This window comes from Halomonas sp. THAF5a, assembly GCF_009363755.1.
Lineage (GTDB): Bacteria > Pseudomonadota > Gammaproteobacteria > Pseudomonadales > Halomonadaceae > Halomonas.
This window is the reverse complement of the sequence record NZ_CP045417.1, coordinates 509,378-528,754: the sequence shown is the minus strand read 5'-3', so window position 1 is coordinate 528,754 and position 19,377 is coordinate 509,378. Positions and strand designations below refer to the sequence as shown.

Annotated in this window: 15 protein-coding genes and 3 tRNA genes; 3 read left to right on the top strand and 15 right to left on the bottom strand. The window is 68.4% G+C overall.

The window, feature by feature from the left end; translation table 11 throughout:
- Positions 1–30: 30 nt before the first annotated feature.
- From FIU83_RS02355 to FIU83_RS02340, 4 genes are all read right to left on the bottom strand, one after another.
- The gene (locus tag FIU83_RS02355; protein ID WP_152482218.1) at positions 31–1,233 is read right to left on the bottom strand and encodes an ISL3 family transposase; all 1,203 of its coding nucleotides are present in this window, start codon (positions 1,231–1,233) and stop codon (positions 31–33) included.
- 174 nt (positions 1,234–1,407) lie between these two features.
- Complete coding sequence (locus FIU83_RS02350; RefSeq protein ID WP_152482582.1) at positions 1,408–2,733, bottom strand: sodium ion-translocating decarboxylase subunit beta; 1,326 nt, start codon at positions 2,731–2,733, stop codon at positions 1,408–1,410.
- A 10-nt stretch (positions 2,734–2,743) separates the two neighbouring features.
- Positions 2,744–4,567 (bottom strand): sodium-extruding oxaloacetate decarboxylase subunit alpha, encoded by a 1,824-nt coding sequence (gene oadA, locus FIU83_RS02345; protein WP_152482581.1) that lies wholly within the window; start codon positions 4,565–4,567, stop codon positions 2,744–2,746.
- A gap of 50 nt (positions 4,568–4,617) precedes the next feature.
- Entirely contained in the window at positions 4,618–4,866 is a 249-nt protein-coding gene (locus tag FIU83_RS02340; RefSeq protein WP_152482580.1) for an OadG family protein, read from the bottom strand.
- Positions 4,867–5,037: 171 nt separating this feature from the next.
- On the opposite strand from FIU83_RS02340, the gene FIU83_RS02335 reads away from it, so the two are divergent.
- A complete protein-coding gene (locus tag FIU83_RS02335; RefSeq protein ID WP_152482579.1) occupies positions 5,038–6,009 on the top strand; it encodes a tRNA-dihydrouridine synthase in 972 nt (323 codons plus the stop codon).
- A gap of 258 nt (positions 6,010–6,267) precedes the next feature.
- Here FIU83_RS02335 and FIU83_RS02330 read toward each other — a convergent pair.
- The 9 genes from FIU83_RS02330 to FIU83_RS02290 all read right to left on the bottom strand — a co-directional run bounded on the left by FIU83_RS02330 (position 6,268) and on the right by FIU83_RS02290 (position 13,425).
- Positions 6,268–6,344: transfer RNA gene (locus FIU83_RS02330), tRNA-Arg, on the bottom strand.
- 73 nt (positions 6,345–6,417) lie between these two features.
- Positions 6,418–6,494, bottom strand: a tRNA-Arg gene (locus FIU83_RS02325).
- A 21-nt stretch (positions 6,495–6,515) separates the two neighbouring features.
- Positions 6,516–6,608: transfer RNA gene (locus FIU83_RS02320), tRNA-Ser, on the bottom strand.
- A gap of 98 nt (positions 6,609–6,706) precedes the next feature.
- Positions 6,707–6,913: a carbon storage regulator CsrA gene (gene csrA / locus FIU83_RS02315; protein ID WP_152482578.1), complete on the bottom strand. Its 207-nt coding sequence runs from the start codon at positions 6,911–6,913 to the stop codon at positions 6,707–6,709.
- Between the two features lie 201 nt (positions 6,914–7,114).
- On the bottom strand, positions 7,115–8,365 hold the full coding sequence (locus FIU83_RS02310; RefSeq protein WP_152482577.1) for an aspartate kinase: 1,251 nt from the start codon (positions 8,363–8,365) through the stop codon (positions 7,115–7,117).
- Between the two features lie 105 nt (positions 8,366–8,470).
- On the bottom strand, positions 8,471–11,080 hold the full coding sequence (alaS, locus tag FIU83_RS02305) for an alanine--tRNA ligase (RefSeq protein WP_152482576.1): 2,610 nt from the start codon (positions 11,078–11,080) through the stop codon (positions 8,471–8,473).
- Between the two features lie 167 nt (positions 11,081–11,247).
- Positions 11,248–11,727, bottom strand: a complete 480-nt coding sequence (locus FIU83_RS02300) for a regulatory protein RecX (protein ID WP_152482575.1) — start codon at positions 11,725–11,727, stop codon at positions 11,248–11,250.
- 3 nt (positions 11,728–11,730) lie between these two features.
- Positions 11,731–12,795 (bottom strand): recombinase RecA, encoded by a 1,065-nt coding sequence (gene recA, locus FIU83_RS02295; RefSeq protein ID WP_152482574.1) that lies wholly within the window; start codon positions 12,793–12,795, stop codon positions 11,731–11,733.
- A 117-nt stretch (positions 12,796–12,912) separates the two neighbouring features.
- A complete protein-coding gene (locus tag FIU83_RS02290; protein WP_152482573.1) occupies positions 12,913–13,425 on the bottom strand; it encodes a CinA family protein in 513 nt (170 codons plus the stop codon).
- A 152-nt stretch (positions 13,426–13,577) separates the two neighbouring features.
- Between FIU83_RS02290 and mutS the strand changes: the two genes are divergently transcribed.
- Together mutS and fdxA are read left to right on the top strand one after the other, a co-directional pair.
- Positions 13,578–16,166, top strand: coding sequence for a DNA mismatch repair protein MutS (mutS, locus tag FIU83_RS02285; protein ID WP_152482572.1), 2,589 nt, complete (start codon positions 13,578–13,580; stop codon positions 16,164–16,166).
- A gap of 158 nt (positions 16,167–16,324) precedes the next feature.
- Complete coding sequence (gene fdxA / locus FIU83_RS02280) at positions 16,325–16,648, top strand: ferredoxin FdxA (RefSeq protein WP_152482571.1); 324 nt, start codon at positions 16,325–16,327, stop codon at positions 16,646–16,648.
- Positions 16,649–17,180: 532 nt separating this feature from the next.
- Here fdxA and eno read toward each other — a convergent pair.
- Both eno and kdsA read right to left on the bottom strand, forming a co-directional pair.
- Positions 17,181–18,473: a phosphopyruvate hydratase gene (gene eno, locus FIU83_RS02275; protein WP_152482570.1), complete on the bottom strand. Its 1,293-nt coding sequence runs from the start codon at positions 18,471–18,473 to the stop codon at positions 17,181–17,183.
- 37 nt (positions 18,474–18,510) lie between these two features.
- Positions 18,511–19,377 carry a 3-deoxy-8-phosphooctulonate synthase gene (gene kdsA, locus FIU83_RS02270; RefSeq protein ID WP_152482569.1) on the bottom strand — a complete coding sequence of 289 codons (867 nt, stop codon included), beginning with the start codon at positions 19,375–19,377 and terminating at the stop codon, positions 18,511–18,513.

Sequence of the window (19,377 nt, the reverse complement as noted above, 5' to 3'; positions counted from 1 at the left end):
GCTGACTCATGCACCCCCCATAAAAAAGGTTCATCGCACTTTGCCGGGAAATGCGGCACGGATCTTCAGGAAGAAGTACGCCGTGTCGCGATACCCGTAGGCCATCCGCTTGATGACCTTGATCCGGTTGTTCATGCCCTCCAGCACGCTGGTGTTCAGCCGGTGCCGGGCGCTGGACAGGATCCCTTCGAGGTACGGGACCAACCGCTTGGCGAAACGTTCCAAGGCCTCGATGCCACTGCTGGTCGCCATGGCATGCCACTCCTGCCAGGCGTTTCGGGCGGTGGCTTCGTCGTCGGCAAACCACAGGGTCTTGAGCTGATCCTTGAGCAGGTACGCCGTGGTCAGTGACGCATTGGCCGCCAGCAGCTCCTCCAGCTTCACCGCCTGCTCGGGCTTGAGATTGTCGGCGTTGCGCAGCAGCAGCCAACGACTGCCCTTGATCACCTTGCGGGCCGCCTTGTCGTCGCGCAGCTGGTTAGCCTGATCGACGCGTACCCGATCCATCACTTCGCGCCCGTACTTGGCCACCACGTGGAAGCGGTCGTAGACCACCTCGGCGTTGGGGCACTGGTCCTTCACCTCACAATCGAAGGCCGAGTTCATGTCCATGGCCACGGCCTCGATCAGCTCTCGTGCCTCGCCCAGCCACGCGAAGAAGGGGCGGATCGACTCGCGGGAGCGGCCTTCGCCGATCCATACCACCTGCTGAGTGTCGGCGCAGGCGACCACGGTGGCGTAGCGGTGTCCCTTGTGCAGGGCAAACTCGTCCATCATCAGCCGCCGCAAGCGTGTCGGATCCGGTGCCGGCAGGTCGCGTTGCAGGCGCTGCTTGTCGATGGTCTTGACGGTATGCCAGTGCAAGCCGACCAGATCCGCGACATGCCGGATCGGCAGCAACGTGACCAGGCGCTCCACCCACTGGCGCAGTGTGGTGGTGACCGGCGAGCGCCCGGGTAGCCAGTCGATGCGCTCTCGTGTCGGACCACAGGTCGGGCAGCGCAGGCGCCGCACCGGGACATCCAGCTCCACTCGGTAGATCAGCAGCGGCGCCTCGCGGACGCGCCGGCGATGCACGTCATGGACCAGGCAACAGGCGTGGTCACAGCCGCTGCAGACAGGCGGGGTCAGGTCATCGGGCTCCAACTGGAGCCGTAGCGTCTGAGGATCCAGGAACTCGTGGTGGGCGACAGTGAACCCTTTCCAGAACAGGCTGAGCGGGGTAGCATCCATGGCAACGGCGGTGTCCGTAGGCTGACGTTTTGGCGAATATCAGCTTACTCGGATTCACCGCCGTTTCTCTATCCAGCCCTCGCCTCAAGCCCTGCCTGTTTCACGCTGATCTGCGAAGAACCATAAAAAAACGGCGCCCGCAGGCGCCGTTCTCGATACAGGGGACCGCCGGCCTCAACCGAGGTACTTGATCATCACCCCGGCGGCCACCGCCGAGCCGATCACCCCGGCCACGTTGGGCCCCATGGCGTGCATCAGCAGGAAGTTGTGGGGGTTGGACTCGAGCCCTACCTTGTTGGAGACCCGTGCCGCCATGGGCACCGCCGAGACGCCGGCGGAGCCGATCAGCGGGTTGATCGGCATCTTGCTGACGGTGTTCATCAGCTTGGCCATCAGGACGCCGCAGGCCGTGCCGATGGCGAAGGCCACCATGCCCAGCGCCAGGATGCCCAGCGTCTCCACCGCCAGGAAGCGCTCGGCGATCAGCTTGGAGCCCACCGAGAGCCCCAGGAAGATGGTCACGATGTTGATCAGGGCGTTCTGGGTGGTGTCGGAGAGACGCTCCACCACGCCGCTCTCGCGCATCAGGTTGCCGAAGCAGAACATCCCCAGCAGCGGCGCCGCGTCGGGCAGGAAGAGCACCACCAGGATCAGCAGGCTGACCGGGAAGACGATCTTCTCCAGCTTCGAGACCGGGCGCAGCTGGGTCATGGTGATCTCGCGCTCCCGCTGGCTGGTCAGCGCCTTCATGATCGGCGGCTGGATCAGCGGCACCAGGGCCATGTAGGAGTAGGAGGCCACGGCGATGGCGCCCAGCAGCTCCGGCGCCAGGATGCTCGAGACGTAGATCGAGGTCGGGCCGTCGGCGCCGCCGATGATGCCGATGGCGGCGGCCTGGTTGAGCGAGAAGTCCATCCAGCCCATGGCCGACATGCCCACCGCCCCGAGCAGGGTAGCGAAGATGCCGAACTGTGCCGCCGCCCCCAGGAACAGGGTCCGCGGGTTGGCCAGCAGCGGGCCGAAGTCGGTCATCGCCCCCACGCCCATGAAGATCACCAGCGGCGCGATGCCTGAGGCAATGGCCACGCTGTAGAACTGGTAGAGCATGCCGTGGGCGAAGCCGCCGTCCATGGCCACGTCGTTGGCGGCACGCACCAGGGCCGGCGAGATATCGCCATGCAGCACCTCGGCGAGGCTGTGCCGCCAGGCCTCGATCCCGGCGCTCGGGTCCAGGCTGAGATCGAGGGTCTGGGCCATCTGCTCGAGCAGCGCCGGCGACGCCAGGTGGGCCGCCTGCTCGGCGGCCGACAGGGCGAGCCCCGCCTGGGGAATGTTGGCCAGGATGCCGCCGAAGCCGATCGGCACCAGGAGCAGCGGCTCGAACTTCTTCTGGATGGCGAGGTAGAGCAGCAGCAGCCCCACCAGCACCATCACGCCCTGGCCCAGGGAGAGGTTGTAGAGTCCCGAGCCGTACCAGAGGGTCAAGATCTTTTCCGACATGAATCCGTCCTCAGAGCTCGATCAGCACGTCGCCGACGGCGACGCTGTCGCCCTCGCCGACCTTGATGGCGGACACGGTGCCGGCACTCGCCGCGCGCACCTCGGTCTCCATCTTCATGGCCTCGAGGATGATCACCACGTCGCCCTCGGCGACGCTGTCCCCCTCGCGCACGTTGACCTTGAAGATGTTGCCGGCGAGCGGCGCGGTGATCGCCTCGCCGGTGGGCGCCGCCGGGGCCGGGGCACTCGCCGCCGGCTGGGCGGCACCTTGCTCGGCGATCTGGCCGATCTCGCCGCCCTCGGCGACCTCGACCACGTACTGCTTGCCGTTGACGGTGACGGTGTAGGTCTCGGGGCCGGCCGATGCCGACGCCTCGGCCACGCCCTTCTGGGCGGCGGCGACCGGCGGCTGGGCCGCCTGGGCCTCGGCGGCCTGGGGCGCCGGCTCGAAGGCGTCGGGGTTGTCGCGGTTCTGCAGGAACTTCAGGCCGATCTGCGGGTAGAGCGCGTAGGTCAGCACATCGTCGATCTCGCGCTCACCCTCGGCGAGGCGGATGCCGCCTGCCTCGGCCTTTTCCTTGAGCTCGGCGGTGAGGGTCGCCATCTCGGGCTCGAGGCAATCGGCCGGACGGCAGGTGATCGGCTCGCCGCCCTCCAGCACCCGCGCCTGCAGCTCCTCGTTGAAGGGCGCCGGCGCGGCGCCGTACTCGCCCTTGAGGACCGCCTGGACCTCCTTGGAGATGGACTTGTAGCGTTCGCCCATCATCACGTTCATCACCGCCTGGGTGCCGACGATCTGCGAGGTCGGGGTAACCAGCGGAATGAAGCCCAGGTCCTCGCGGACCCGCGGGATCTCGGCGAGCACGTCGTCGAGCCTGTCGGCGGCGCCCTGCTCCTTGAGCTGGCCTTCCATGTTGGTGAGCATGCCGCCCGGCACCTGGGCGACCAGGATGCGCGAGTCGATGCCCTTGAGCGAGCCCTCGAAGGCGGCGTACTTCTTGCGCACCTCGCGGAAGTAGGCGGCGATCTCCTCGAGCAGCTCGAGGTCCAGGCCGGTGTCGCGCTCGGTGCCCTGGAGCATGGCGACGACCGACTCGGTGGGGCTGTGGCCGTAGGTCATCGACATGGAGGAGATCGCCGTGTCGACGTTGTCGATGCCCGCCTCGGCGGCCTTGAGGGCCGTGGCGGTGGAGAGGCCGGTGGTGGCGTGACACTGCATGTGGATCGGGATGTCCACCACCTTCTTCAGCCGGCTGACCAGCTCATAGGCGTCATAGGGCTTGAGCAGGCCGGCCATGTCCTTGATCGCCAGGGAGTCGGCGCCCATGTCGGCGATGGTCTTGCCGAGCTCGACCCAGCCGTCCAGGGTGTGCACCGGGCTCACCGTGTAGGAGAGCGTGCCCTGGGCGTGGCCGTCGTTGGCGCGCACCGCCTGGATGGCCCGCTCGAGGTTGCGTGGGTCGTTCATGGCGTCGAAGACGCGGAAGACGTCGACGCCGTTGGTCTTGGCGCGCTCGACGAACTTGTCGACGAGATCATCGCCGTAGTGGCGGTAGCCCAGCAGGTTCTGGCCTCGCAGCAGCATCTGCTGGGGGGTGTTGGGCATCGCCTCCTTCAACGCCCGTATCCGCTCCCACGGATCCTCGCCGAGGTAGCGGATACAGGCGTCGAAGGTGGCGCCGCCCCAGGACTCCAGCGACCAGAAGCCGACGCGATCGAGCTTCTCGGCGATCGGCAGCATGTCGTCCAGGCGCATGCGGGTGGCGAACAGCGACTGGTGGGCGTCGCGCAAGACGACATCGGTGATGCCGAGCGGGCGTGTCTTGTCATTCATGGCGTTGACCTTGTCGTTATGGGTGGCAGGGGGAAGGCGGGACGATCGCCTCAGCGCTTGTGGCGCCGGCGATAGCGGTGCACCGCCGCGCTGATGACCGCGGTGAGGTCATCGTCCTGGCGCGGGGCCGGGGCACGGGGCGCTGGGGCGGCGGGAGCGACCGGCTCGGGAAAGAAGCGGCCGATCGTCTTGGACATCAGCGTGGTGACGCCCACCAGTACGGTAAGAAAAACAAAGACGAACCCCATCCCGAGGCCCATCAGGGCGAGGCCCTCGTTGATCAGCTGCGAATCCTGCATGCGAATTCTCCTGACTATTGCGCAAAATAGGGGGATATACCGCAAAAAAACCCGACTTGCGCATTTTTTGTGTTCGTATAACCTGCCAGATCCCCGACAGATTGCAATGGCGGCATGGTGGAAGTCAGCGTTGTTAATTTACTACATGAAGGCGGTCTCGGCCTAGCGCCGATGGAGGGGGTCATCGATGCGGTGACCCGCGACCTGCTGACGCGCACCCCCGGCTTCGACTGGGTGGTGACCGAGTTCGTGCGCGTAGTGGACGCCCGCCTGCCGCCCCGCGTCTTCTACAAGCACTGCCCGGAACTCGAGGCCGACACCCCCCCCGCCACCCCGAGCGGCGTGCCGGTGACCCTGCAGCTGCTGGGCTCTGACCCCTCGGCGCTGGCCGCCAATGCCCGCCAGGCGCTGCGCCTCGGCGCCACCGGCATCGACCTCAATTTCGGCTGTCCGGCCAAGCTGGTCAATCGCCATGACGGCGGCGCCTCGCTGCTGCGCGACCCGCGCCGCGTGCATGCCGCCGTGGCGGCGGTGCATGAGGCCGTGGGCGACGCCATCCCGGTGACCGCCAAGATCCGCCTGGGCTTCTCCGACCGACGCCTGGCGCTGGCCTGCGCCCTGGCCACCCAGGATGCCGGCGCCCGGCGGCTGGTGGTCCACGGCCGCACCCGCGACGAGGGCTACCGACCGCCCGCCCACTGGGAGTGGATCGGCCGGATCCGCCAGCGCCTCGCCATCCCGGTGGTCGCCAACGGCGACATCTGGACCCTGGAGGACTACTGGAAGGCACGCACCCTCTCCGGCTGCCGGGACGTGATGCTCGGCCGCGGCGCCCTGGCCGACCCCCGGCTGGCCGCCCGCATTCGCCACTGGCAGGTCACCGGCGAGCGCCTGCCGGCGACCCCCTGGCAGGCGCGCGCGGCGATCCTCGCCGAGTTTGCCGCCACACAGCGTCGCGGACTGCCCGAGCGCGTGGTCGTCTCGCTGCTGAAGCAGTGGCTGAACCATATGCGCCAGGGCGACGCCGAGGCCGGCCGCCGCTTCCAGGCGCTCAAGCGCATCACCCAGCTCGACGCCCTGCTCGAGGGGCTGGCCGCACCCACCGACGAGACGGCGCTCACCTCCCAGCCCCTCGACGCCTGACCCTCGACACCTAAACCCTCGACGACCCGCTCGAGGCGACACGGGACACCCCCGAGCCCGACACGTCTCGCGGATCGGAGCGGCGGACCACGCCGCCCTGCCCCGAGAAGCGCCAAAAAAAGAGGCGCCTGTCGCAAAGCGACGGCGCCCCAAACGATCGCGGAGCCGGGGCCCATCCTGGGCGCGTCCGGTCCGGCTAGCGAGAAAACATCGAAACAAAGCAGAAGACCCGCCCTCGGGTGAGGACGGGTCGAGATCTGGCGCGCCCGGGAGGATTCGAACCTCCGACCACCTGATTCGTAGTCAGGTACTCTATCCAGCTGAGCTACGGGCGCGAAAGGCAACGAGACGGCTCATTGCGAGGATGGGGACGACGGCGAGAGGCTGTCGTTCGCATCCAGATGAAGATGGCGCGCCCGGGAGGATTCGAACCTCCGACCACCTGATTCGTAGTCAGGTACTCTATCCAGCTGAGCTACGGGCGCTTGACCTTCACGTGTCGATAATGGCGGAGAGGGAGGGATTCGAACCCTCGAAGAGGCTATAAACCCCTTACTCCCTTAGCAGGGGAGCGCCTTCAGCCACTCGGCCACCTCTCCCTCATCGGCACGGTGCGTATCCTACCGTTCTGTAAGGCCATTGTCCAGCGGTACCGGCAATTTTTCCCGACCGGCCCGCTGCGACAGGCAGGAACGCCTCAGGCACCGACCGGGTCGTCGCCCTCGACGTCGGGTTCGGACTTCTCGCGCTGGATGCGCTGGTAGATCTCCTCGCGATGCACGGCGACATCCTTGGGCGCATTGACGCCGATACGGACCTGGTTGCCCTTGACGCCAAGGACGGTGACGGTGACATCGTCACCGATCATCAGGGTTTCGCCGACACGGCGGGTCAAGATGAGCATGACTGATCTCCTTCTCAGACTTCGGGCTGCGGGATGCTCGCCGGGAGGGACGACATGGCTGCATTGTGCGACAAGTCGCCGTCCCTGGCCACTGATGCCGGCACCTGCCAGGCAAGCACCACGTTGAAAGCGAGCCCGTTGACACCCGGGTCGGCGACCGTCCCTAGAAGCGTAGAAGCTGTCGGCGACTCGAGTAAGCGCTTATTCCTGCTCGATATCGCGCTTGTCGAGGCCGAACGCCTTGTGCAGCGCCTTGACCGCCAGCTCCATGTGCTTCTCGTCGACCACCACGGAGATCTTGATCTCGGAGGTGGAGACCATGCGGATGTTGATGTTCTCGTCGGCCAGCACGCGGAACATCTTGGAGGCGACCCCGGCATGGGAGCGCATGCCCACCCCGACCAGCGACACCTTGGCGATGTTGTCGTCACCACGCAGGTCGCCGCCGCCGAGGTCGGGGATCACCTGATCCTGGAGGATCTTCATGGTCTGGCGGTAGTCGCCCTTGGCCACGGTGAAGGTGAAGTCGGTGTAGTCGCCGGCCGGCGCCACGTTCTGCACGATCATGTCGATCTCGATGTTGGCATCGGCGATCGGGCCCAGGATACGCGAGGCGACGCCCGGCACGTCCGGGGTGTTGAGCAGGGTCAGCTTGGCCTCGTTGGCGGTGAAGGCGATACCGGAGATCAGCGGTTCTTCCATGGAATCCTCGTCTTTGTCAGAGTCAGCAATGATCAGGGTGCCGGGGCCGCCCTCGAAGCTGGACAGCACGCGCAGCGGGACGTTGTACTTGCCGGCGAACTCGACGGCGCGGATCTGCAGGACCTTGGAGCCGAGGCTCGCCAGTTCCAGCATCTCCTCCACGGTGACGGTCTCCAGGCGCTGCGCCTTGGAGCAGACCCGCGGGTCGGTGGTGTAGACGCCGTCGACGTCGGTGTAGATCTGGCACTCGTCGGCCTTGAGCGCCGCGGCCAGGGCCACGCCGGTGGTGTCGGAGCCGCCGCGGCCGAGGGTGGTGATGTTGCCGTCCTCGTCGACCCCCTGGAAGCCGGCGACCACGACCACCTGGCCGTCGTCGAGGTCGGCCTGCAGCTCATCGGTCTCGATGCGCTGGATGCGCGCCTTGGTGTGGGCGCTGTCGGTCTGGATGCCCACCTGGGAGCCGGTGTAGGAGGTCGCCGGCACGCCCAGCTTGTGCAGGGCCATGGCCAGCAGCGAGATGGTCACCTGCTCGCCGGTGGAGACCAGCATGTCCATCTCGCGGGGGGTCGGCTCCTCGTTGATCTCGTTGGCCATGCCGATCAGGCGATTGGTCTCGCCGCTCATGGCGGAGACCACGACCACGACCTGGTGCCCCTGGTCGCGAAAGCCCTTGACCTTCTCGGCCACGGCCTTGATGCGCTCCACGGAGCCCACCGAGGTGCCGCCGAACTTTTGAACGTATAGTGCCATTTGCCAATTTCCCTCGTATGTCGAGTGCGAGTCGCGCTCGGATGAGTGAAAGGTGTCCAGATACGACGAGGGCCGGTGCATCGCTGCTACCGGCCCTTCCGCATCCTACTTCAGTCGCTCCTCGACCCAGACGGGCACGCTCGCCAGCGCCCCCGGCAGGGCCGACACATCACTGCCCCCGGCCTGGGCCATGTCGGGCCGACCGCCGCCCTTGCCGCCGACCTGGGAGGCCACGTGGTTGACCAGCTCACCGGCCTTGACGCGTGCGGTGAGGTCGTCGGTCACGCCGGCGATCAGGCTGACCTTGCCGGCGCTCTCGTCGGCGACGCCGAGCACCACGATGCCGGAGCCGAGCTTGTTCTTGAGCTGGTCGAGCATGCCGCGCAGCTCCTTGCCGGCCACGCCCTCGAGGCGTTTGGCCAGCACCTTGATGCCCTCGACCTCGTGGGCCTCGCCGAGCATGTCGTTGCCGGCGGCGCTGGCCAGCTTGGCCTTGAGCCGCTCGAGCTCCTTCTCTAGGGTGCGGTTGCGCTCGACCAGCGACTCGACGCGCTCCTCGGCCTGCTCCGGCTTGGCCTTGAGGCGCTCGCCGATGCGATTCAGGCGCGCCTCCTGCTCACGGAACCAGGCCAGCGCCCCCTCGCCGGTGATCGCCTCGATGCGGCGCACGCCGCTGGCGATCCCCGCCTCGCTGACGATGTGGAAGCAGCCGATGTCGCCGCTGCGCGCGACATGGGTGCCGCCGCACAGCTCGATGGAGAAGTCGTCGGCGCCGATGGTGAGCACCCGCACGCTGTCGGCGTACTTGGCCTCGAACAGCGCCGCCGCGCCCTTCTCCTTGGCCTCGTCGAGGGTCATCTGCTCGGTGCGGGTCGCGGCGTTGGCCAGGATCTGCTCGTTGACCAGGCGCTCGACCTCGGCCAGCTGCTCGGCGGTCAGCGGCTCGAAGTGGCTGAAGTCGAAGCGCAGGCGCTCGGGGGTGACCAGCGAGCCCTTCTGCTGGACGTGGTCGCCGAGCACCAAGCGCAGGGCCTTGTGCATCAGGTGGGTCGCCGAGTGGTTGCGCACCGTGGCGGCGCGCAGGCTGGCGTCGACCCGGGGCTGCACCTCGGCGCCCACGGCCAGGGTACCCTCGAGCAGCACGCCGTGGTGCAGGTGGTGGCCGGCCTGTTTCTGGGTGTCGGTGACCAGGAAGCGCCCGCCGTCGAGCTCCAGGTAGCCGGTATCCCCCACCTGGCCGCCGGACTCGCCGTAGAAGGGCGTGCGGTCGAGCACCACGACGCCGCGCTGCTCGGGGGCCAGCTCGGCCAGGGCGTTGCCCTCGCGATCGACGAGGGCGGTGACCGTGGCGCGATCCTCCAGCTGCTCGTAGCCGGTGAAGGCGGTCTCGCCCTCGAGCTCGATCCCCGCCGTGTAGTCGGCGCCGAACTGGCTGGCCGCCCGGGCCCGCTCGCGCTGGGCTTCCAGCTCGCGCTCGAAGCCGGCCTCGTCGAGGCTGACGTCGCGCTCGCGGCAGACGTCGGCGGTCAGGTCATAGGGGAAGCCGTAGGTGTCGTAGAGCTTGAAGACCGTCTCGCCGGGCAGGGTATCGCCCTCGAGGCCGCCCAGGGCCTCCTCGAGCAGGCCCATGCCGTGCTCCAGGGTGCGGGCGAACTGCTCCTCCTCCTTGAGCAGCACGCGTTCGATCTGATGGCGCGCCTCGCGAAGCTCCGGGTAGGCCTCGCCCATCTCCGCGTCCAGCGCGCCCACCAGCTGGTGGAAGAAGTTGCCGCGCGCGCCCAGCTTGTGGCCATGGCGGATGGCGCGGCGGATGATCCGGCGCAGCACGTAGCCGCGCCCCTCGTTGGAGGGCAGCACGCCGTCGACGATCAGGAAGGCGCAGGAGCGGATATGGTCGGCAATCACCCGCAACGAGGGCGTGGTGGTGTCCTCATGGCCGGTGGCCCGGGCCGCCGCCTCGAGCAGGTGCTGGAAGAGGTCGATCTCGTAGTTGGAGTGCACGCCCTGCATCACCGCGGCGATGCGCTCCAGGCCCATGCCGGTATCGATGGAGGGCTTGGGCAGCGGGTTCAGGGTGCCGGCCGCATCGCGGTCGAACTGCATGAACACCAGGTTCCAGATCTCGATGTAGCGATCGCCGTCCTCCTCCGGGCTCCCGGGGGGGCCACCCCACACGCCGGGGCCGTGATCGAAGAAGATCTCGGAGCTCGGCCCGCAGGGGCCGGTGTCACCCATCTGCCAGAAGTTGTCCTCGTCGAGCTTGGAGAAGCGCTCGGGGTCGATGCCCATCTCCTCCTTCCAGATGCGCTCGGCCTCGTCGTCGCTGACATGCACCGTGACCCACAGCTTCTCCTTGGGCAGCTCCAGCACCTCGGTCAGGAAGGTCCAGGCGAAGCGGATGGCGTCGCGCTTGAAGTAGTCGCCGAAGCTGAAGTTGCCCAGCATCTCGAAGAAGGTGTGGTGGCGGGCGGTGTAGCCGACGTTGTCCAGGTCGTTGTGCTTGCCGCCGGCGCGCACGCAGCGCTGGGAGGAGGTGGCGCGCACGTAGGGGCGCGGGTCGCGGCCCAGGAAGACGTCCTTGAACGGCACCATGCCGGCATTGGTGAACAGCAGGGTCGGATCGTTGCCCGGCACCAGCGAGCTGGAGGGCACGATGGTGTGGCCCTGTTCCTCGAAGAACGTAAGGAAAGCCTGTCTGATGTCTGCGCTTTTCATGGGGTATCCGTAGCGATGAGCATGGTGGCCCGGTGGGTCGGCAAGCGGCGTGTCGACGCCGGTCTCGGCTCGCCACTGCGCCACAGAAGCGCCACCCGGGGCATTCGCAAAGGGAGCCATTATAGCGCAGTTGTCAATCGACTGAAGGGGAGCCGGCCGGCGGGGGCTCAGTCGTCGGTCGACCAGGCCGTCTCCAGGGCGTGGCGCACCTGCTCAAAATCGAAGCCGCGGCCGGCCAGGAAGCGCTCGCGCCGGGCGCGCTCGCGGGGGGTGTCGCCCGGGCCGGGGAAGCGCCGCGCCAGGGCCTCGCCGGCCAGGGAGAACCAGTCGCCCTCGCCGCGCCGGGCGGCCTCGTCGAAGGCGTGGCGGATCGCCTCCCGATCGAGGCCGCGACGCTCCAGGTCGAGGCGGATCCTGAGCGGCCCCTGGCCGCGCAGGATCCGCGAGCGCAGGAACCCCTCGGCGAAGCGCTCATCGGACTGCAGCCCCTGCTCCGCCAGGGCCTCGAGGCACTCGGCGATCGCCTCGGCCGCATGCCCCTTGGCCGCCAGCCGCTCGGCGAGCTCCTGGCGCGAGTATTCGCGCCGGGCCAGCAGCCCGATGGCATCACTGCGCGGCGTCGACTCGCCGGAGGTGCTGCCGCGCATGGCTTAGGCCAGCTCGTCGCCGCCGTCCTCGGCGGCCAGGGCGTCGTCGGCGGCCTCGTCCTTCTTCGGCTCCACCGGGGTGAGCAGCTGGGCGCGGATCTGGCTCTCGATCTCCTCCATCACCGCCGGGTTGTCCTCGAGGAACTGGGCGGCATTGGCCTTGCCCTGGCCGATCTTGTTGCCCTGGTAGCTGTACCAGGCGCCGGCCTTGTCGACCAGCTTGCACTGCACGCCGAGGTCGACCACCTCGCCGGCATGGTAGATCCCCTTGCCGTAGAGGATCTGGAACTCGGCCTGACGGAAGGGCGGCGCCACCTTGTTCTTGACCACCTTGACCCGGGTCTCGTTGCCGGTCACCTCGTCGCCCTGCTTGACCGAGCCGGTGCGGCGGATGTCCAGGCGCACGCTGGAGTAGAACTTCAGGGCGTTGCCGCCGGTGGTGGTCTCGGGGCTGCCGAACATCACGCCGATCTTCATGCGGATCTGGTTGATGAACACCACCATGCAGTTGGCGTTCTTGATGTTGCCGGTGATCTTGCGCAGCGCCTGGGACATCAGGCGCGCCTGCAGGCCGACGTGGGAGTCGCCCATCTCGCCCTCGATCTCGGCGCGCGGGGTCAGGGCCGCCACCGAGTCGACGATGATCACGTCGACGCCGCCGGAGCGCACCAGCATGTCGCAGATCTCCAGCGCCTGCTCGCCGGTATCGGGCTGGGAGACCAGCAGGTCATCGAGGTTGACGCCGAGCTTCTCGGCGTAGCTCGGGTCCAGGGCGTGCTCGGCGTCGATGAAGGCGCAGGTCTTGCCCTGCTTCTGGGCCTGGGCGATCACCGAGAGCGTCAGGGTGGTCTTGCCCGAGGACTCCGGACCGAAGATCTCGACCACCCGGCCCAGCGGCAGCCCGCCGATGCCGAGCGCGATGTCCAGGCCCAGCGAGCCGGTGGAGACCGACGGCATCACCACGCGGGGCGCGTCGCCCAGGCGCATCACGGTGCCCTTGCCGAACTGGCGCTCGATCTGGGAGAGGGCGGCATTCAGCGCCTTGCTGCGGTTTTCGTCCTGAGCCATGAAGGAACTCCTGAGAGATAGCGTGAAAGATGACGACGGCGGCGAACCACTGTATGACTGCACAGTAGTATGGCGAAAAATTCCGGCCGCGACCAGCGTCGCGAGCGGCGAGGCACGTCAGGGCAGCGTGAGGCGCCGTACCAGGCCGCGCAGCGCCTCGCGCACGGCCTGCTCGCGCACCGCGGCGCGATCGCCGGGGAAGCGATGGCAGGCCGACTCGACGCCTTCGGGGCCGCCCCAGGCCAGCCAGACCGTACCCACCGGCTTGTCGGGGCTGCCGCCGCCGGGGCCGGCCACTCCACTGATCGCGACGCCGAGCGACGCGCCGCTGTCGCGGCAGGCGCCGACCACCATCGCCTCGACGACCTCGCGACTCACCGCGCCGTGTTCGGCGAGCAGCGTCTCGGGCACGCCGAGCAGCCGGGTCTTGGCACCGTTGGCGTAGGTCACGTAGCCGGTCTCGAACCAGGCGGAGCTGCCGGCCACCTCGGTGATGGCGCTGGCCACCCCGCCGCCGGTGCAGGACTCCGCCGCGGTGACGGTGATGCCACGCGCCCGGCAGCCCTCGCCGAGCCGCTCGGCGAGGCGTCGCAGGTCCTGGCGCTCGAGGGGCGCGTCGATTGCGGTCATGGCCGTCCTCCCTGGCGATGGTGGGGGTCGGCGGCCTGACGTCGACCGCCCTGGGGCGTAGAATACTGGCTTTGTCCGAGACATGCATGGCGTGCCCGACGCCGGTCTCCCCGCCACCGCCCACTGATTTCATAGGACGCCAAAGGAAGCCCATGTCACAGGCCAGCGCCCAGCATACCCCGATGATGAGCCAGTTCCTGAAGATCAAGCGCGAGCATCCCGACGTGCTGCTCTTCTACCGCATGGGCGACTTCTACGAGCTGTTCTTCGACGACGCCAAGCGCGCCGCCGCCCTGCTCGACATCACCCTGACCCAGCGCGGCCAGTCGGCCGGCCAGCCGATCCCCATGGCCGGCGTGCCCTACCACAGCGCCGAGGGCTACCTGGCGCGGCTGGTGGCCGCCGGCGAGTCGGTGGCGATCTGCGAGCAGATCGGCGACCCGGCGACCAGCAAGGGGCCGGTGGAGCGGCGCGTGGTGCGCATCGTCACCCCCGGCACCCTCTACGACGAGGCGCTGCTGGACGCCCGCCGCGACAACCTGCTGGTCGCCATGGCCCCGCTCGGCGAGCGCTGGGGCCTGGCCTGGCTGGAGCTCTCCAGCGGGCGCTTCAGCGTGCTGGAGGTCGAGGGCGAGGGGGAGATGCTCGCCGAGCTCACCCGCCTGGATCCCGCCGAGCTGCTGGTCGCCGAGGGCCTGTCGCTGCCGCCTAGCCTGGCGGAGCGCCGCGGCCTGCGCCGCCAGAGCGACTGGCTGTTCGACCTCGAGAGCGCGACGCGCACCCTGTGCGACCAGTTCCAGGTCCAGGACCTGCGCGGCTTCGGCTGCGCCCACCTCGAGGCCGCCATCACCGCCGCCGGGGTGCTGATCGACTACGCCCGGGACACCCAGCGCACCGCCCTGCCCCACGTCACCGCCATCGGCGTGGAGAGCCGCGACGACGCCGTGGTGATCGACGCGGCCAGCCGGCGCAACCTGGAGATCGACATCAACCTCGGCGGCACGGCGGACAACACGCTCGCCAGCGTGCTCGACACCACCGCCACGGCCATGGGCTCGCGGCTGCTCAAGCGCTGGCTCAACCGCCCGCTGCGCGACCGCGCCCAGGTCGGCGCCCGCCAGGCGGCGGTGGCGCTGCTGCTCGACGACGCGGGCTTCGAGCCCCTGCGCGACGCGCTCAAGGCGATCGGCGATATCGAGCGCATCCTCGCCCGGGTGGCGCTCTACAGCGCGCGGCCCCGCGACCTCGCCCGCCTGCGCGACGCCCTGCTCGCCCTGCCCGCCCTGGAGGCCGAGCTCGCCCACTACGCCGAGGGCACCACGCTCGACGAGCTCCGGCGCCATATCCACCCCTACCCGACACTCGCCGACACCCTGCACCGTGCCCTAGTGGAGAACCCGCCGGTGGTGATCCGCGACGGCGGGGTGATCGCCGAGGGCTTCGACGCCGAGCTCGACGAGCATCGCGGGCTCGCCGAGCATGCCGGCGACTACCTGGTGGCGCTGGAGACCCGCGAGCGCGAGCGCACCGGGCTTTCTGGCCTCAAGGTCGGCTACAACCGGGTCCACGGCTACTACATCGAGATTCCCCGCGCCCAGGCCCGGGAGGCGCCCGTGGACTACGTCCGCCGCCAGACCCTCAAGAATGCCGAACGCTTCATCATCCCCGAGCTCAAGGAGTTCGAGGACAAGGCACTGTCGGCCAAGTCCCGGGCCCTGGCCCGGGAGAAGCTGCTCTACGACGGCCTGCTCGACATCCTGAACGCCGAACTCGGCCCCCTGCAGGCCAGCGGCCGGGCGCTGGCGGGGCTGGACGTGCTGTGCGCCTTCGCCGAGCGCGCCAGGGCGCTGGACTTCGTGCGCCCGGCGCTGCCCGAGGCGCCGGGCATCGACATCCGCGGCGGACGCCACCCGGTGGTCGAGCGGGTCAGCGAGGCGCCCTTCGTGCCCAACGACCTGGTCATGGGCGACGACCGGCGCATGCTGGTGATCACCGGTCCCAACATGGGCGGCAAGTCGACCTACATGCGCCAGGCGGCGCTGATCACCCTGCTCGCCCACACCGGCAGCTTCGTGCCGGCGGAGTCGGCCGCCATCGGCCCGGTGGATCGCATCTTCACCCGCATCGGCTCCTCGGACGACCTGGCCGGCGGGCGCTCCACCTTCATGGTGGAGATGACCGAGACCGCCAGCATCCTGCATAACGCCACCGAGCAGAGCCTGGTGCTGATGGACGAGATCGGCCGCGGCACCTCGACCTTCGACGGCCTGTCGCTGGCCTGGGCCAGCGCCGAGCACCTGACCCGCTCGCGCGCCTTCACCCTGTTCGCCACCCACTACTTCGAGATGACGGCCCTGCCCGACCAGGCCGAGGGGGTCGCCAACGTGCACCTGACGGCCGCGGAGCACCGCGACGGCATCGTCTTCATGCACCGGGTGGAGGACGGCCCGGCGAGCCAGAGCTACGGCCTGCAAGTGGCCCAGCTGGCCGGCGTGCCCCAGGGGGTGATCGCCCGCGCCCGGGAGAAGCTCGCCACCCTCGAGCAGCAGGAGGTCGACCAGGGCAGCCGGCTGCCGCCGGCCGCGGGAGGCGACGCCCCCGCCGCGAGCGGGCCGCACCAGGCCGACCTCTTCGCCAGCGCGCCCCACCCGCTGGTCGAGCAGCTGGGCGAGCTGGACCCCGATGCGCTGTCCCCGCGCCAGGCCCTAGAGCTGCTCTACCGCTGGAAAGCGGCGCTGTGAATGGCCGACAATGGCGGCACGGCGCGCTTGCGGGCGCCCCGTGCCGCGACTAGAATGGCTCGATCAAAAGACTTGAAATTATAAGAAATGATTTTCTTATAACCAGAACCGAATCACTGACTATCGGCCACGCCCCGGCCGGAGAATGGGAGACAGGCATGACATTCGTCGTCACCGAGAACTGCATCAAGTGCAAGTACACCGACTGTGTCGAGGTCTGCCCGGTGGACTGCTTCTACGAGGGCCCCAACTTCCTGGTGATCCATCCCGACGAGTGCATCGACTGCGCGCTCTGCGAGCCGGAATGCCCCGCCGAGGCGATCTTCTCGGAGGATGAGCTGCCGGAGGGCCAGGAGACGTTCATCGAGATCAATGCCGAGCTGGCCGAGGTGTGGCCCAACATCAGCGAGAAGCAGGATCCGCCGGAAGACGCGGAGAACTGGGACGGCAAGCCGGGCAAGCTGGAGCTGCTCGAGCGCTGAGCTCCGCCCAGCGCGACCCCGTCAGACACGACGCCGCCGGATGTCTCTCGACATCCGGCGGCGTCGTGTCGTGCTGGCTCAAGCATCCGGCTCGGGCCCGGACCTTGAACGAAAAAAGGCGGCCCGCAGGCCGCCCGCTCCCAGCCGTTCCTTGAGCGGTTCCCTCCGCTCGACTCCCGTGATGCCTTCCCTGCCCGGGGGCGGCGTCCTGCCGCGCCGGGCGCATCACTGCTGCTTGCATCCCAATGCATCCTGCCGGGGAGCGTTGCCGCTCTCCCTTCATCCCGGCTTCATTGTGCCACGCCACCCGGGGCACACAACCATGCCCGGAATGGCCGACAGGCCACCCCGGCCCCGGAGGCTCGCGGCGGCGAAAACAAAAAAACCTGATAAATCAGCCAAATAAAAAGGGCCAACCCCGCAAGGGGTCGGCCCTGTCCGACGCACGGATAGCGAATGTCGTCGGCCTCGTGTAAGCGATCTCCTACACGAGATCCCACCAGGGGCCACGCCACGCGCCTACGTCATGCGCTTACTGGCCCTTGATCGCGCCTCGCCCGGGGTAGTCGACCCTGGCGCCGAGCTCCTGCTCGATCACCAGCAGGCGGTTGTACTTGGCGACGCGATCCGAGCGGCACAACGAGCCGGTCTTGATCTGGCCGGCGCAGGTGCCCACCGCGAGATCGGCGATGGTGGTGTCCTCGGTCTCGCCGGAGCGATGGGAGATCACCGCGGTGAAGCCGGCGTCCTGGGCCATGCGCACGGCCTCCAGGGTCTCGGAGAGCGAGCCGATCTGGTTGAACTTGATCAGGATGGAGTTGCCGATCTGCTCGTCGATGCCGCGCTTGAGGATCCGGGTGTTGGTGACGAAGAGGTCGTCGCCCACCAGTTGGACCTTGTCGCCGAGCTTGTCGGTCAGCGCCTTCCAGCCCGCCCAGTCGGACTCGTCCATGCCGTCCTCGATGGAGACGATGGGGTACGCCTCGCACAGCTCGGCCAGGTAGTCGGCGAAGCCGGCGGCGTCATAGCGCTTGCCCTCACCGGCGAGGTTGTACTGGCCGTCCTGGTAGAACTCCGAGGAGGCGCAGTCCAGCGCCAGGGTCACGTCGCTGTCGAGCGTGTAGCCGGCGTTGGAGACGGCTTCCTTGATCACCGCCAGGGCCTCGGCGTTGGAGGCGAGGTTCGGCGCGAAGCCGCCCTCGTCGCCCACGGAGGTGGAGAGCCCCCGGGCGGAGAGCACCTTCTTCAGGGCGTGGAAGATCTCGGCGCCCATGCGCAGGCCTTCGCGGAAGCTCGGCGCCCCCACCGGCTGGATCATGAACTCCTGGATGTCGACGTTGTTGTCGGCATGCTCGCCGCCGTTGAGGATGTTCATCATCGGCACAGGCATCTGGTAGCGGCCCGGCTGACCGTAGAGCTCGGCGATATGGGCGTAGAGCGGCACGCCCTTGGCGCTGGCGGCGGCCTTGGCGACGGCCAGGGAGACGGCCAGGATGGCGTTGGCCCCCAGGGTGGCCTTGTTGTCGGTGCCATCGAGGACCCGCATGGCATCGTCAAGGCCGTGCTGGTCGCAGGCATCCATGCCGACCAGGCGCTCGCGAATCGCGGTGTTGACGGCTTCCACGGCCTTGAGCACGCCCTTGCCCAGGTAGCGGCTCTTGTCGCCGTCACGCAGCTCCAGGGCCTCGCGGGAGCCGGTGGAGGCGCCGCTCGGGGCGCACGCCACGCCGATGGCGCCGCTCTCCAGGCGCACCTCGGCCTGGACGGTCGGATTGCCGCGTGAGTCCAGCACCTCGAGGGCGCGGATATCGACGATCTTGGTCATGTTATCTCGTCCTTTACGTGTCAGCGTTGAGGGAAAATCAGGCAATATCGAGCGGCGCGAAGCCCTTCACCAGGTCATCGAGGGCCTTCAGCTGGGCCAGGAAGGGTTCCAGGCGGTCCAGCGGCAGGGCGCAGGGACCGTCGCACTTGGCGTTGTCCGGGTCGGGATGCGCCTCGAGGAAGAGCCCCGCCAGGCCCACCGCCACGCCGGCACGCGCCAGCTCGGCGACCTGGGCGCGCCGGCCATCGGCGCTGTCGGCCCGGCCGCCCGGGCGCTGCAGGGCGTGGGTAACGTCGAAGAAGACCGGATAGCCCGTCTGCTTCATGTCACCGAAGCCCAGCATGTCGACGATCAGGTTGTTGTAGCCGAAGCTCGAGCCGCGCTCGCAGAGCAGCAGCTTGTCGTTGCCGGCCTCCTCGCACTTGCGCAGGATGTGGCGCATCTCGTGGGGAGCCAGGAACTGCGGCTTCTTGATGTTGATCACCGCCCCGGTCTCGGCCATGGCCACGACGAGGTCGGTCTGGCGCGCCAGGAAGGCCGGCAGCTGGATGATGTCGGCGACCTCGGCCGCCGGCGCGGCCTGCCAGGGCTCGTGCACGTCGGTGATGATCGGCACCCCGAAGCGCTCCTTCACCTCGGCCAGGATCTCGAGCCCCCGGTCGAGGCCCGGGCCGCGGAAGGAGTGGATGGAGCTGCGGTTGGCCTTGTCGAAGCTCGCCTTGAAGACGTAGGGGATGCCGAGCCGGCCGGTCACCTCGACATAGGTCTCGGCGACCTCGAGGGCCAGCTCGCGGGACTCCAGCACGTTCATGCCGCCGAGCAGCATGAGCGGCCGGTCATTGCCGGCCTCGAGGCCGGCAATGCCGATATGACGCTCGGGGGTCGGGCCTTTCGATGCCGACAT